General features: G+C 71.3%; 13 protein-coding genes. All 13 read right to left on the bottom strand.

From position 1 onward, the window contains the following. Window positions 1-65 precede the first annotated feature (65 nt). Window positions 66-1,070 carry a Gfo/Idh/MocA family protein gene (locus tag LL648_RS03035; RefSeq protein WP_232660804.1) on the bottom strand — a complete coding sequence of 335 codons (1,005 nt, stop codon included), beginning with the start codon at window positions 1,068-1,070 and terminating at the stop codon, window positions 66-68. Then, window positions 1,067-1,951 (bottom strand): sugar phosphate isomerase/epimerase family protein, encoded by an 885-nt coding sequence (locus tag LL648_RS03030; RefSeq protein WP_232660803.1) that lies wholly within the window; start codon window positions 1,949-1,951, stop codon window positions 1,067-1,069. Before LL648_RS03030 ends, LL648_RS03035 begins: the two co-directional genes overlap by 4 nt. Beyond that, window positions 1,948-2,952, bottom strand: coding sequence for a Gfo/Idh/MocA family protein (locus LL648_RS03025; RefSeq protein ID WP_232660802.1), 1,005 nt, complete (start codon window positions 2,950-2,952; stop codon window positions 1,948-1,950). The genes LL648_RS03030 and LL648_RS03025 overlap by 4 nt, the downstream gene beginning before the upstream one ends. Further along, window positions 2,949-3,968: a Gfo/Idh/MocA family oxidoreductase gene (locus LL648_RS03020; RefSeq protein ID WP_232660801.1), complete on the bottom strand. Its 1,020-nt coding sequence runs from the start codon at window positions 3,966-3,968 to the stop codon at window positions 2,949-2,951. The genes LL648_RS03025 and LL648_RS03020 overlap by 4 nt, the downstream gene beginning before the upstream one ends. Window positions 3,969-3,977: 9 nt before the next feature. After that, window positions 3,978-4,793 carry an ATP-binding cassette domain-containing protein gene (locus LL648_RS03015; protein WP_232660800.1) on the bottom strand — a complete coding sequence of 272 codons (816 nt, stop codon included), beginning with the start codon at window positions 4,791-4,793 and terminating at the stop codon, window positions 3,978-3,980. 7 nt (window positions 4,794-4,800) lie between these two features. Continuing rightward, complete coding sequence (locus tag LL648_RS03010; protein ID WP_232660799.1) at window positions 4,801-5,868, bottom strand: ABC transporter permease; 1,068 nt, start codon at window positions 5,866-5,868, stop codon at window positions 4,801-4,803. A gap of 61 nt (window positions 5,869-5,929) precedes the next feature. Beyond that, on the bottom strand, window positions 5,930-6,928 hold the full coding sequence (locus tag LL648_RS03005) for a sugar ABC transporter substrate-binding protein (protein ID WP_232660798.1): 999 nt from the start codon (window positions 6,926-6,928) through the stop codon (window positions 5,930-5,932). Between the two features lie 26 nt (window positions 6,929-6,954). After that, entirely contained in the window at window positions 6,955-7,857 is a 903-nt protein-coding gene (locus tag LL648_RS03000) for a TIM barrel protein (protein ID WP_232660797.1), read from the bottom strand. After that, entirely contained in the window at window positions 7,857-9,353 is a 1,497-nt protein-coding gene (locus tag LL648_RS02995; RefSeq protein ID WP_232660796.1) for a CoA-acylating methylmalonate-semialdehyde dehydrogenase, read from the bottom strand. The genes LL648_RS03000 and LL648_RS02995 overlap by 1 nt, the downstream gene beginning before the upstream one ends. After that, window positions 9,350-11,197 carry a 3D-(3,5/4)-trihydroxycyclohexane-1,2-dione acylhydrolase (decyclizing) gene (gene iolD, locus LL648_RS02990; protein ID WP_232660795.1) on the bottom strand — a complete coding sequence of 616 codons (1,848 nt, stop codon included), beginning with the start codon at window positions 11,195-11,197 and terminating at the stop codon, window positions 9,350-9,352. The genes LL648_RS02995 and iolD overlap by 4 nt, the downstream gene beginning before the upstream one ends. Next, entirely contained in the window at window positions 11,194-12,069 is an 876-nt protein-coding gene (iolB, locus tag LL648_RS02985; RefSeq protein WP_232660794.1) for a 5-deoxy-glucuronate isomerase, read from the bottom strand. The genes iolD and iolB overlap by 4 nt, the downstream gene beginning before the upstream one ends. Window positions 12,070-12,103: 34 nt before the next feature. Then, entirely contained in the window at window positions 12,104-12,979 is an 876-nt protein-coding gene (locus LL648_RS02980; RefSeq protein ID WP_232660793.1) for a Cgl0159 family (beta/alpha)8-fold protein, read from the bottom strand. Next, a complete protein-coding gene (gene iolC, locus LL648_RS02975) occupies window positions 12,972-13,919 on the bottom strand; it encodes a 5-dehydro-2-deoxygluconokinase (protein ID WP_232660792.1) in 948 nt (315 codons plus the stop codon). The genes LL648_RS02980 and iolC overlap by 8 nt, the downstream gene beginning before the upstream one ends. Between the last annotated feature and the right edge of the window lie 49 nt (window positions 13,920-13,968).

Genomic DNA, 13,968 nt, shown 5'->3' with positions numbered 1-13,968 from the left:
CGGAAACACGTGAGACGCATTGCGCACCGGCGTGCACACCGGGTGAGCAAAACGCCTCCATCGAGCTAACCTGCAAAGGTTGGGCGTGGTTCAAAACCGGCCGCAAGGTATGTCTCGTCGATGAGTTCGGCCGTCGCAACGGCGTCGTCGAGGTCGATCGGAAACGCCTGACCGCCCCGAAGGTGGGCCCGCAGGGCCTCCAACTGGAACGCATAGCTCGGACGGGTGCCGGGGTTCTCGGTGCGCGTCCCGGCCGCTGTCGTGATCTTCACGGTGTCGTCGCGGTGCGGCAGCACGAAGTTCGCGGCCGCCACGGCCCCGGTCTCGCCGGTCACCAGCAGCGGTGCCGAGAAGTCGGTGCCGCCCATCCGGCACATCGCCCGCCCGGTGGCGCCGCCGGGGAAGGCCAGCTGCGCGTCGATCATCTCGTCGACGCCGGGGTTGCCCTGCTTCTCCTGCCCCGTTGCGGAGACGACGCTCGGCGCGCCGCCCGCGAACTGCCCGAGCATCCGGTTCGCGTGCAACGAGTAACAGCCGAGATCCATCAACGCGCCGCCGGCGAGCGGCAGCGACCACCGCGGGTCGGCGTCGGGCGGCGCCGGCACGACGAACGTTGCGTCGACGCTGCGCAGCGCGCCGATCTCGCCCGACCCGACGACCTCCAGCACACGCCGCATCACGGGGTGGTGGACGTAGTGGAACGCCTCGACCACCGTCACGCCCGCGGCCACCGCGGCGTCGCGCACCAGCCGGGCCTCCGGGGCGTTGCTGGCGAACGGCTTCTCGCTCAGCACGTCCTTGCCCGCCTCGATCGCGGCGAGGTTCCACGGCCCGTGCAACCCGTTCGGGAGCGGGTTGTAGATGAGGTCGACCTCGGGGTCGGCGACCAGGTCGGCGTAGGTCGCGACGGTCCGCTCGACGCCGTGCTGCTCGGCGAACGCCGCGGCCCGCTGCGGATCGCGGGCCGCGATCGCGACGACCCGGTCGCCGGTGTCGGCCGCGGCCTGCATCAGCGCACCGACGGCGATCCGGGCTGCGCCGAGGATTCCGATGCGGAGTGGGGAGCTCATGACCCCATGATCGCGCGCAGCCGCTCGACGCTCGTATGCACGTCCGCGACCGGCCCGATCCCCGCCGGCTCCTCGGTGAGGATCGTGTCCTGCTCCAGGACGTACCAACCGTCGTACCCGTCGGCCTGGAGGTGCCCGAGGATCGCCCCGAAGTCGACGTCGCCCTGCCCGACCGGCCGGTACATGCCCTCGCGCACGGCCTCGGTGTACGTCCGCCGCCCCGACTGCACCTGCTTCGCCAGCGCCGCGTCGACGTCCTTGATGTGCGTGTGCGCGATCCGGTGCGGCGCCTGGCGGGTGAGCTCCGCGGGGTCGGTGCCGCCGATGAGCAGGTGCCCGGTGTCGAGGCACAGCGCGATCGACGATCCCTCCAGCACTCGTCGCACGTCGTCGCCGTTCTCCACCATCGTCCCGACGTGCGGGTGCAGCACGGCGCGCACGTCGTGCTCGCCGGCGATCGCGGCGAGGCGGTCGAGGTTCGTGAGCAGCGTGCGCCATCCCTGCTCGTCGAGCTCGGGACGGGTGTCGTAGCCGTCGAGCCCGGTGATCGCCGAGAGGACGAGCACGTCGGAGCCGGTTGCGGCGTAGGTCTGCAGCAGCTTCTCGACCTCGGGCGCCGGGTCGTGGCCCGGCACGTGCAGCAGCAGCGGCGTGAACCCGCCGATCGCCTGCAGGTGGTGCTGCGCCAGCACGCCTGCCATCGCGGCGGGCTCCGCAGGCAGGAAGCCGTCGGGGCCCAGCTCGGTCGCCACGAGCCCGACCTCGTGCATCTCGGCGAGCACCCGCTCCGGGGAGAGCTGGTAGCCCCAGCCCGGGACCTCGCAGACGCCCCACGAGATCGGCGCCCCGGCGATCTTCTGCGCCTCTTTGTGGGCGGTCATGACAATCCGTTCCTTCCGTCGACGGTCACGGGGAGCCCCGTGCGGTACGAGCGCTCCGCGGCCGCGGCCAGGTCGAACGCCGCGAGCGCGGCGCGACCGTCCACCTTCGCGGGCTCGCCACTGCCGACGCTGTGCGCGAACGCCTCCAGCTCGGCGATGTACGCGAGCCGGTGCCGCTCCCCGAAGTTGCTCAGCAGATCGCGCGACGCCCAGCCCGGTGTGCGCCACTCGTAGTTGTGGCGGTGCGCGCCGTCGACCCGCGCGGTAGCGAGCGTGCCCATCACCTCGGTGGAGCACTCGTAGCCGTAGCGGGCCGAGCGGCTGTTGTCGATCACACCGAGCGCGCCGTTCGCGAAGCGCAGCACGACGACGGCCGTGTCGATGTCGCCGATCTCGGCGAACGCCGGGTCGCTCGCCGCGCCGTGCGCCGTCACCTCGACGACCTCGCCGACAAGCCAGCGTGCGACGTCGAGGTCGTGCACGGTGACGTCGGCGAAGAAGCCGCCGGAGTGGGCGAGGAACGCCGGGTTCGGCGGGTTCATGTCGCGCAGCGTCGTGCGGAAGAGCGTCACCTCGCCGAGCTCGCCGGCGTGGATGCGTTCGGCGGCGACCACCCAGTCGGGGTCGAACCGCCGGTGGAAACCCACCTGCAGCACCACGCCCGCCTTCTCGGCGGCCTCGACGGCGGCCACCGCGGTGGCCCGGTCGAGCGAGATCGGCTTCTCGCAGAACACGTGCTTGCCGGCCTCGGCCGCGGCGACGATCAGCTCGGCGTGCGTCCCGGTCGGCGTCGAGATCGCGACGGCGGGTGCCGCGTCGATCAGGTCGTCGAACGTGGCGACCCACGGGACGTCGAGCTCCTCGCCGACGCTGCGTGCGACCTCGGGATCGGCGTCGTGCACGGCCGCGAGCCGAACTGCGCTGCCGCGGGCGAGGTTGGCCGCGTGGATCCGCCCCATCCGACCGAGGCCCGCGAGCGCGACGGGCAGGCGGGCCGTCACGCGACGTCCTGCTTGTAGAGGTCGGGCCGCGCCCGCAGGGTGATCGGCTCCCGCACGCCGCTGCGCAGCGCTGCGAGCCCGGTCTCGCATGCAACGGTCGCCGCGTACCCGTCCCACACGCTGGGGCCGGTGGTCCCGCCCGCGCGGACGGCGTCGATCCAGGCCTGGAACTCCAAGTCGAACGCGCGGATGAACCGCTCGCGCCAGGTCGCCGGCACCCGCCCGGAGAACCGGCCGGCGCGCTTGACGACCGTGCCCTCGCTCTCGGACAGCTCCACGGTGCCGTCCTCGCAGACCACCTCGCCGCGGATGTCGTAGCCGAACCCGGCGTTGACCATGGCCTCGACGTCGACCAGCACGCCGCTGGCCATCTCCAGCAGCACCAGCAGCGGGTCGTTGAAGCCGGGGCGGGCCTTGCTGCTGACCCGTGGCTTCAGCACGGTGACGGCGGCGATCTCGTCGTCGAACATCCAGCGGGCGACGTCGATGTCGTGCACCGTCGAGTCGTTGATGATCATGTCGCTGGTGTAGTGGCCGGGCACCGACGGGTTGCGGTGCGCAGCATGCATGATCAGCGGCGCGCCGATGTCGCCGCTGGTCACGGCGGCCTTCATCGCGCGGTACTGGTCGTCGTAGCGGCGCATGAACCCGACCATCACCATGCGCCGGCCCGCGGCGACCTCGGCGTCGACGATCCGGTCGCACGCCTCGCGGGTGGTGGCGAGCGGCTTCTCGCAGAACACCTGCTTGCCCGCCGCGATCGACGCGAGCACGTACTCCTCGTGCGTCGGCCCCCACGACGTGACGACCACCGCGTCGACGTCCGGGTCGGTGATCAGCGCCGGCCCGTTCTGGTGGAGCTTTGCGCCGGGCAGGTCGTCCGCCACGGCCCGCGCCCGGTCGAGGTCCACGTCGGTGACCGCGGCGACGCGCGCCCCCGACAGGACGTGGGTGAGGCGCCGGATGTGGTCCTGTCCGATCATGCCAACGCCGATGACGCCGACGTTCAGTGTCACGAGATCTCCCTACCGCTTCAGCTCGTGCGACAGCTCCGCCAGCTCCTGCCCGCCGGCCATCTCGGCGGTGAGCTCCTCGAGCGTGACCTCGGAGCGCTTCCGGTCCAGCACCCGCCTGCCCAGCTTCAAGATGATGAAGTGGTCGCCGACCAGGTAGGCGTGGTGCGGGTTGTGCGTGATGAACACGACGCCGAGCCCGGCGTCGCGCGCGGCCGCCGTGTACTTGAGCACCACCCCCGACTGCTTGACGCCCAGCGCGGCCGTCGGCTCGTCGAGGATCAGCACGCGGGCGCCGAAGTAGACGGCGCGCGCGATCGCGACGCACTGCCGCTGGCCACCCGACAGCGTGCCGATGGGCTGGTTGATGTCCTTGACGGCGATGCCCATCTTCCGCAGCTCGGCGTCGGCGATGCGGCGCATGCCCGCGATGTCCATCGGGGCGAGCGGGAAGTTGCCCTTGCGGATCTCCGAGCCGAGGAAGAAGTTGCGCCAGACCTCCATCAGCGAGACCACCGCGAGGTCCTGGTAGACGGTGGCGATGCCGCGGTCGAGCGCCTCGCGCGGCGACCCGAACCGGGTCTCCTCGCCGTCGACCTTCAGCGATCCCGACGTGTGCGGGTGCAGCCCCGACATGATCTTGATGAGCGTCGACTTGCCCGCGCCGTTGTCGCCGAGCACGCAGGTCACCTCGCCCGCGCCGACCCGCAGGTCGATGCCCTCCAGCGCGGTGATCGCCCCGTACGACTTCCCGACGCCGTCCATCTCGATGAGCGGGCTGCCGACCTCCAGGTCGGACGCCGCGTGCTCCGCGATCGTGTCCGTCATGATCTCGTCACTTCCTGGTGAGGGCGATCTTCTTGACGTACAGGTTGAGCATCGTGGCGAGCAGGAGCATCGCGCCGAGGAAGAAGCGGAACCAGTCCTGGTCCCAGCCCGCGTAGACGATGCCCTGCGTCGTCATGCCGAAGATGAACGCGCCGATGGCGGCACCGATCGCCGAGCCGTAGCCGCCGGTGAGCAGGCAGCCGCCGACCACCGCGGCGATGATGTAGAGGAACTCGTTCCCCACGCCCTCGCCCGACTGCACGGTCGAGAACGCGTAGAGGCGGTGCTGCCCGTAGAACCACGCCAGGAACGCGACGGCCATGAACAGCCCGATCTTGACCTTGTCCACCGGGACGCCGACGGCACGGGCGCTGTCGGCGTTGCCGCCCACCGCGAAGATCCAGTTCCCGACCCGCGTCCTGAGCAGGATCCAGGTGGCGACAGCGACGAACAGCAGCCACCACAGGACAGTCGCCCTGATCGTCACGCCGCCGACGGCGAACTCCGACGCGAAGATCGCCTTCAGCGAGGCGAACCCGTCGATGTCGGCGACGTTCTCCGTCGAGACCGTGCCCGAGATGATCTTCGTGACGCCCAGGTTGATGCCTTGGAGCATGAAGAACGTGCCGAGCGTGACCAGGAAGCTCGGTATCCCGGTGCGCACGACGAGGTACCCGTTGACGAATCCGATCGCCATCATCAGCACCAGAGAGACGAGCGTGCCGACCCACATGTTGGCGCTGAACTGGTAGCTGATCATCGAGGCGGTCAGCGCCGCGGTGATCACCGAGACGCCCGCGGAGAGGTCGAACTCGCCGCCGATCATGAGCAGGGCGACGCCGACCGCGACGATCCCGATCTGCGAGCTGGCGTACAGGATCGTCGAGAGCGCCGGGAGCGAGCGGAAGGGCTCGGCCACGGCGAAGAAGAAGATGAAGATCGCGATCGCCGCGGCGAGCGCACCCAGCTCCGGCCGGGCGAGCAGCCGGGAGAACGCGGAACGCTGCGCTGGTGCCGACGGCGGTGTCGGCGGGCTGGCCGGGGGCTCCGGCTCGGTCGCCACGGTCTGGCTCATGGCTGTAGCTCCGATGATCAGGGGAAGGGGCCGGCGGGAACCGGCCCCTTCCGGGCGGGGATCAGCGTGTGTTGTTCTTCGCGTAGGTGATGATCTGGTCGATGTTCGTGCTGTCGACGAACGACGGCCCGGTCAGCACCGCGCGCCCGCCACCGAGGTCATTGCCGTTGGTGAGGTTCAGCCAGAGCGCGTCGACGGCCTCGTAGCCCTGCACGTACGGCTGCTGGTCGACCGAGAACACGATCTTCCCGTCCTTGATCGCCTGCGCGGCGTCGGAGTTCAGGTCGAAGGTGGCGACCTTCGCCGAGCTGCCGGCGTCGGCGATCGACTCCAGCGCCGCGAGCGCGAACGGCGCGCCCAGCGTCACCACGTGCGTGAGCGACGGGTCCTGCTGCAGCTTCGCCGCGATCGTCGAGCGCACCGACGGCAGGTCGACGCCGTTGACGACGAGGTTCTCGGTGGTCGGGTGCGTGCTCTTCACACCGGCGCAGCGGGCCTCTAGCGAGACCGAACCCTGCTCCTGGATCACGCAGAGCGCCTTGCCCGCGCCCTCCTTCGTCAGCCGCTCGCCGACGCTCTCACCGGCGACGGTCTCGTCGGAGCCGAAGTACATCTTGATCCCGAGCGGCTTCCAGGCGTCGATGCCCGAGTTGATCGCCACGACCGGGATGCCCTTGTCGACGGCCGCCTTGATCGCCGGCGCCAGCGGCTCCGGCTTCGACATCGTCACCGCGATGCCGTCGACACCGCTGTCCACGGCGTTCTGGATCAGCGTCGCCTGCCGGGCGGCCTCCGGGTCGTTGTTGTACTTGAGCTCGACGTTGTCCTTCGCCGCCGCGACCTCGGCGCCGGTGCGGACCTTGTCCCAGAACGTGTCGCCAGGTGCCTGGTGGGTGATCATCGCGATCGTCAGCCGTGGTGTGGTTGCGGTCTGCCCGCCGCCGCCCCCCGGCGCCGCGGCTTCCTCCTGCCGACCGCCCTGGCTGCTGCACGCGGCCAGGACCACACCGAGCGCGGCGGCCAGCGCCAGCCCGCGCACCACTCTTCGGGTACTCCTCATTGAGCATTCCTCTCCATCGGGGGACTTCAGCGGCGGACGGGTCCCAGCCCGCAGCCGTTGAGATAAGTGGCGGTCCGTGTCGCGATCGGCAGCGGCACGTCCTTCTCGCACGGGTAGAGGTCCTGCTCGACGATCGCGAACAGGTCGACGTCGAGCCGGGCGAGCGCGTCGAGCAGCGGCGGCATCTGCGGCACCCCGGTCGGCGGCTCCACCATCGCCCCGAGCGCGACGGCCTGCGCGAACCCCAGCCCTTCATCGCGGGCACGGGCGGCGACGGCCGGGTCCACCTGCTTGAGGTGCACGTAGCCGATGCGCTCCGGGAACGCCTCGATGATCGCGATGTTGTCGCCGCCGCAGTACGCGATGTGCCCGGTGTCGAGGCACAGCGCGACCTGCTCCGGGTCGGTGTCGAGGAGGAACCGCTCCACCCGCGACTGCGTGTCGACATGGGTGTCGGCGTGCGGGTGGAACACCAGCTCGACGTCGAACTCCTGATGCAGCGTCCTGGCCAGCGTCGACATGCCGGTGGTCAGGTCGCGCCACTGCTCGGGGGTGAGCTCGACGGGCTGGGTGGTCCGGCCGTCGAGGTCGGTGTGGCCCTCCGGCAGCAGCACGAGGTGCCGCGCTCCGAGCGCGGCGAGCAGCTCGGCCTCCCGCCGGCAGTCCTCGACCGCCTGGTCGAGCGCGTCGGCGCCGCGGTGCAGGCCGGTGAACACCGTGCCGCCGGAGAGCCGCAGCCCGCGCCGGCCCAGCTGGTCGCGCAGCTGCCCGGGGTGGGTCGGCAGGTAGCCGTAGGGCCCCAGCTCGATCCACTCGTAACCCGCCTCGGCGGCCTCGTCGAGGAAGCGCTCCCACGGCACCTGGTTCGGCTCGTCGGCGAACCACACCCCCCACGAGTCCGGTGCGGTGCCCAGCCGGAGGCGTTCCATCAGGTCGCCGTCGGGAAGTGGTAGCTCGCGCCGGTGGCCTGCTCGACGTGCGGCCAGCGGGAGGTGACGACCTTGGCCCGGCTGTAGAACGCGATGCCCTCAGGGCCGTAGATGTGGCTCTGCCCGAAGAGCGAGTCCTTCCACCCGCCGAACGAGTAGTAGGCCATCGGCACCGGGATCGGGACGTTGACTCCGATCATCCCGACCTTCACACCGCGCTGGAACTGCCGTGCCGCCTCGCCGCTGGAGGTGAAGATCGCGGTTCCGTTGCCGTACGGGTTGGAGTTGATCAGCGCGATCGCGTCCTCGACGGTGCTCGCGCGCACGACGGAGAGGACCGGCCCGAAGATCTCCTCGCGATAGACGTCCATGTCCCGGGAGACGTCGTCGATCACGGTCGGGCCGACGAAGAAGCCCTCCTCGTGGCCGGGCACCGAGAGGTCGCGGCCGTCGACGGCGAGCGTGGCGCCCTGCTCGGCGCCGGATCCGATCAGTCCGAGGATGCGCTCGCGCGCGGCCGCGGTGATGACCGGTCCCATCTCGCTCTCCGGTGCGCGTCCGGGCCCGACCTTCACGCCGCGGGCCTTCTCGCTCACCGCCGCGACCAGCTCGTCGGCCGCGCCTCCGACGGCAACGGCCGCGGAGATCGCCATGCACCGCTCGCCCGCCGAGCCGAACGCCGCGGCCACCAGGTGGTCCGACGCGTAGTCGATGCCGGCGTCGGGCAGGACGATCGCGTGGTTCTTGGCGCCGCCGAGCGCCTGCACGCGCTTGCCGTTCGCGGTGCCGCGCTGGTGGATGTACTTCGCGATCGGGGTCGAGCCGACGAACGACACGGCGGCGACGTCCGGGTGGTCGAGCAGCGCGTCGACCGCCTCCTTGTCGCCGTGCACCACGTTGAACACGCCGTCGGGCAGCCCGGCCTCGGCCCACAGCTCGGCGACCAGCGTGGACGTGCTCGGATCGCGCTCGCTCGGCTTGAGGACGAACGTGTTGCCGCATGCGATCGCCATCGGGTGCATCCACATCGGCACCATCGCCGGGAAGTTGAACGGCGTGATCCCCGCGCAGACGCCCAGCGGCTCGCGGAAGGAGAAGAGGTCGACGCCGGAGGAGACCTGGTCGGAGTACTCGCCCTTGAGCAGCTGCGGGATGCCGCAGGCGAACTCGATCACCTCCAGGCCGCGCTGCACCTCCCCGCGCGCGTCGGAGACGACCTTGCCGTGCTCGTCCGAGACGATCTCGGCCAGCTCCTGGGTGCGGGCGTTGACCAGCTCGCGGAACGCGAAGAGCACCTTCGTGCGCTGCGAGAGCGACGACTGCGACCACGTCTCGAACGCCGCCGCGGCGGCCTGCACCGCGGTGTCGACATCGGCGGCGGAGCCCAGCAGCACCTCGGCCTGCTGCTGGCCGGTCGCCGGGTTCCAGACCGGGCTCGTGCGGGTGGACGTCCCGGTCGCGGGCTTGCCACCGATCCAGTGCGTGACGGTCCTCACGGCTTCCTCCCGATCAGCGGCCGCTGGTTGGCTTTGTTCGTCTCGTAGGTCTTGCGCGCCTGCTGCGTGCTGTCGAGCTGCGCGACCTCCGCGACCGGCACGTCCCACCAGCTCTCGGACGATGGGACGGGCGCGAGCGGGTCGGTCTCGATGTGGATCGCGGTGGTGTGCTCGGACGCCCGGGACCGCGCGATCGCCGCGCGGAACTCCTCGATCGTCGAGACCCGGATGACCTCGGCGCCCAGGCTCGCGGCGTTGGCCGCGAGGTCGACGGGGAGCTGGTCGCCGTCGAGCCGGCCGCTCTCGCCGCGGTAGCGGTAGCGGGTGCCGAACCGCTGCGAGCCGACCGACTCCGAGAGCGCGCCGATCGAGGCGAACCCGTGGTTCTGCACGATCACGAGGTTGAGCTTGATGCCCTCCGAGACGGCGGTGACGATCTCGCTGGCCATCATCAGGTAGGAACCGTCGCCGACCAGCGCGAACACCTCGCGCTCCGGCGCGGCCATCTTCACCCCGAGCGCGCCGGCGATCTCGTAGCCCATGCAGCTGTAGGCGTACTCGACGTGGTACTGCTTCGCGTCGCGCGCCCGCCAGAGCATCTGCAGGTCGCCGGGCATCGAACCGGCTGCCTGCACGACGACGTCGGTCGCGGCCATCTCCTCGTTCAAGGCCCCGAGCACCTCGGTCTGCGCGGGCAGCGGCTGGTGGCCGAGGTGGAAGGCGGCGTCGACGGTCCCGTTCCACGCCGTGACGTCCCAGCTCGGCTCCACGCGGTGGCCGGCCAGCGCCGCCGTGAGTGCCTCCAGCCCGGCGCGCGCGTCGGCGACGAGCATCTCGCCGGCGTGCTTCGCGGCGTCGAACCCTGCCACGTTGAGGTTGACGAACCGCACGTCGGGGTTCTGGAAGGCGCTGCGCGATGCGGTCGTGAAGTCGCTGTACCGGGTGCCGATGCCGATCACGACGTCGGCGTCGCGGGCGAGCGCGTTGGCGACGGGCGAGCCGGTGGCGCCGACCCCGCCGACGGCCTGCGGGTGGTCCCAGAGCAGCGCGCCCTTGCCGGCCTGCGTGTCGGCGACGGGGATGCCGGTGGCTTCTGCGAACGCGCGCAGCGCGGCCGTCGCCTCGCTGTAGTGCACGCCGCCGCCGGCGACGACCAGCGGCGCCGTCGCCGAGCGGATGATCTCCACGGCCCGGGCCAGCGCGGCCGGTTCGGGTACCGGGCGCGGGATGTGCCAGACGCGCTTCGCGAACAGTTCGTCGGGCCAGTCGTAGGCCTCGGCCTGCACGTCCTGCGGCAATGCGATCGTCACGGCGCCGGTCTCGACCGGGTCGGTGAGCACGCGCATCGCCCCCAGCAGTGCCGACGGCAGCTGCTCTGGCCGCCACACCCGGTCGTAGAAGCGGGAGAGCGGGCGGAACGCGTCGTTCACGGAGACGTCGTAGCCGCGCGGGTCCTCCAGTTCCTGCAGGACGGGGCTCGCGACACGGGTGGCGAACACGTCGCTGGGCAGCAGGAGGACGGGGATGCGGTTGGTGGTCGCGAGCGCAGCGCCCGTCAGCATGTTCGTCGAACCCGGCCCGATCGACGCCGTGCACGCCATCGCCTGCAGCCGGTTGCGCATGCGCGAGTAGCCGACGGCCGTGTGCACCATGCCCTGCTCGTTGCGGGCGAGGTGGTACGGCATGTCGTCGGCCATCTCCAGCAGCGCCTGCCCGACCCCGGCGACGTTGCCGTGGCCGAAGATCCCGAGGCAGCCGGGGACGAAGCGCTGCTCGACGCCGTCGCGCTCGCTGTACTGGTTCGCGAGGAACCGGACGAGCGCCTGTGCAACGGTGAGTCTCACTTCTCCTCCGTGGTGGTGAGCGGGAGGCGCGGGTCGATCTCCTGGTCGTCCCACGTGCCGCGGACCCAGGCGTGCTCGGGGTCGTCGCAGATCAGCCAGGCGCGGTCGGGGCTCGGGCCGGCCATGACGTTGAGGTAGTAGAGGTGGTAGCCGGGTGTGGCCATCGACGGGCCGTGCCAGCCGTGCGGGATGAGGACGGTGTCGCCGCTGCGGACCTCCGTGCAGACGTCGATCTCCTTGCCCTCGCCGGAGGTGTAGACGCGCTGGAAACCGGGCCCGCCGTTCTCGACCTCGAAGTAGTAGACCTCCTCCAGCTCGGCTTCCCCTTCGCGCTGCTCGTCGTGCTTGTGCGGCGGGTAGGACGACCAGTTCGAGCTGGGGGTGAGCACCTCGACGGCGATCAGCTTCTCCGCCTCGAACGTCTGCGGGGTGCAGAAGTTGTTCACCTGCCGGCTCGACTGGCCGGCGCCGCGCAGCTCCACCTGCACGCCTTCGGCGGGGCCGTAGCGCGGCGCGAGCCGCCGGGTCGCGCGGGCGGCCGGCAGCGCGAAGCGTCCGCCGTCGACCGAGGAGACGGTGACCTCGGCGTCGCGTGGCACGTAGGCGAAGTCGGTGACCCGCGTGAACACGCTCGAACGGCCGGCCAGCTCGAACCGCTCCCGATCACCGGCACTGGCACACTCGACGGTGCACGCGCCGGCGAGCGGGAGCACCACCGTCTCGTCCTCGCCGGTGGCGAACGTGGCGGACCCGCCGGCCGGCAGCTCCAGCAACCGCAGGGAGCTGTAGCCCCACCCCGCCGACTCCGGCGTGACGACCAGCGAGAACGGCCCGTCGGCCGTCTCGCCCTTGCGCACGACGTGCTTGCTCATGTCTCGGCGTCTCCCAAAAGTTCGGCAGGGTGGGTCACAGCAGGCCGACGGCCGCGTCGACCGCGGCCTCGACGTCGTCGTTCGGCGGGTAGAGCAGCGAGCGGCCGACGACCAGCCCGTGCACCGTCGGCAGTGCGAGCGCCTTGCTCCAGCTGGCGAAGGCGGCGTCGGGGTCGGCGGACACCTCGCCGCCGAGGATCAGCGCCGGCAGCGTGGTCGCGGCCATCGCACGCTCCATGTCGTCGACGATCGGCACCTTCAACCAGGTGTGCGCCGAGGTGCGGCCCAACCCGGCGGCAACCGTCATCGCGCGGATCATCGCGTCGGCGGTGAGCTCGTTGCGGATCCGCCCGTCGACGCGGTGGGAGATGAACGGTTCGACCATCGCCATCAGGCCGTGGCCGGCCAGCTCGCCGACCGCGCGGCCGCAGTGCTCCAGCGTGCGTGCGGTCGAGGGATCCTCGGGGTCGATGCGGACGAGCATCTTGCCGCCGTCGAATCCGCTCGCCGCGATGCTCGCGGCGTCGTAGGCGGTGAACCTGTCGTCGATCTCGAACACGGTGCCGGCGAGACCGCCCCGGTTCATCGAGCCGACGACGACCTTGCCGTCGAGCGCGCCGAGCAGCAGCAGGTCCTCCAGCACGTCGGGGGTGCCGAGCACGCCGTTGACGCCGGGGCGGGACAGCGCGAGCACCAGCCGGTCGAGCAGGTCGGCGCGGTCGGCCATCGCGAAGGGACGGTCGCCCGCGCGCAGAGCGCCGCGGGCGGGGTGGTCGGCGGCGATCATCATGAGCTTGCCGTGGGCGCCGACGAGCGAGTCGGGCCGCACGCGGCTCGCCGCCGCCGCCGCGACTGCGCCGGGGCGGTGCACCCTGGAGTCGATCAAGTGCTGCAGCTGGTCGTCACGCACGGATCGCCTCCCCGAGCTTCGCCTCGACCTCGTCGGCGGTCGGCATCGCGTCGGCGCAGGCCAGCCGCCCCGCCACGATCGCGCCGGCCGCGTTGCAGAACCGCATGGCCCGTTCCAGGTCCCAGCCGCTGAGCAGCGCGTGGCAGAGCGCGCCACCGAAGGCATCACCTGCGCCGAGGCCGTTCACCACTTCGACGGGAGCGGGCGGCACCGTCACCTCTTCCTTCCCGTTCGAGGCGAGCACGCCGGCCGGTCCCTGCTTGACGACGGCCAGCTCGACGCCGGCCTCGTGCAGCGCCGCCGCGGCGGCCTGCGGATCGCGGGTGCCGACCGCGGTCTCGCACTCGTCGAGGTTCCCGACGGCGACCGTGACGTGCGGCAACGCCTCCTGCACCCAGCGGCGGGCCTCCTCGCGCGACGGCCAGAACATCGGGCGGTAGTCCAGGTCGAGCACCGTGATGCCGGCCTTGCGCCGCTCGCGCAAGGCGGTGAGCGTGGCGGTGCGGCTGGGCTCCTCGGACAGGCCGGTGCCGGTCACCCAGAAGACGTCAGCGCCGCGGACGGCGTCGAGGTCCAGCTCCCCGACGTGGATCTCCATGTCGGGGGCCTTGGGGAAGCGGTAGAAGTACAGCGGGAAGTCGTCGGGCGGGAAGATCTCGCAGAACGTCACGGGCGTCGGCAGGTGCGGCACCGGCGTGACGAACCGGTCGTCGACGCCGAAGCCGCGCAGCGCGTCGTGGATGAACTCGCCGAAGGGGTCCTGGCCGGTGCGGGTGATGACGGCACTGCGGCGGCCGTAGCGCGCGGCGGCGACGGCGACGTTGGACGGGCTGCCGCCGAGGTACTTCCCGAACGTCTCGACCTCGCGCAGGGACACCCCCACCTGCAGCGGGTAGATGTCGACGCCGATGCGCCCCATCGTGAGCACTTCGAGCGCCATCGCTGATCCCTTTCGTCAACCCCGCCGCGGCAGCACCAGGTGTACTCTT

Source organism: Pseudonocardia sp. TRM90224 (assembly GCF_021245725.1).
Taxonomy (GTDB): Bacteria; Actinomycetota; Actinomycetes; order Mycobacteriales; family Pseudonocardiaceae; genus Pseudonocardia.
The sequence above is the reverse complement of the archived record's forward strand: the minus strand, read 5'-3'. Positions and strand labels throughout refer to the sequence as shown.

Coding starts and splice junctions, on each gene's coding strand:
- LL648_RS03005 (WP_232660798.1), bottom strand. CDS start 6,928: ATGAGGAGTACCCGAAGAGTGGTGCGCGGGCTGGCGCTGGCCGCCGCG.
- iolB (WP_232660794.1), bottom strand. CDS start 12,069: ATGAGCAAGCACGTCGTGCGCAAGGGCGAGACGGCCGACGGGCCGTTC.
- LL648_RS03030 (WP_232660803.1), bottom strand. CDS start 1,951: ATGACCGCCCACAAAGAGGCGCAGAAGATCGCCGGGGCGCCGATCTCG.
- LL648_RS03000 (WP_232660797.1), bottom strand. CDS start 7,857: ATGGAACGCCTCCGGCTGGGCACCGCACCGGACTCGTGGGGGGTGTGG.
- LL648_RS03010 (WP_232660799.1), bottom strand. CDS start 5,868: ATGAGCCAGACCGTGGCGACCGAGCCGGAGCCCCCGGCCAGCCCGCCG.
- iolC (WP_232660792.1), bottom strand. CDS start 13,919: ATGGCGCTCGAAGTGCTCACGATGGGGCGCATCGGCGTCGACATCTAC.
- LL648_RS03015 (WP_232660800.1), bottom strand. CDS start 4,793: ATGACGGACACGATCGCGGAGCACGCGGCGTCCGACCTGGAGGTCGGC.
- LL648_RS03035 (WP_232660804.1), bottom strand. CDS start 1,070: ATGAGCTCCCCACTCCGCATCGGAATCCTCGGCGCAGCCCGGATCGCC.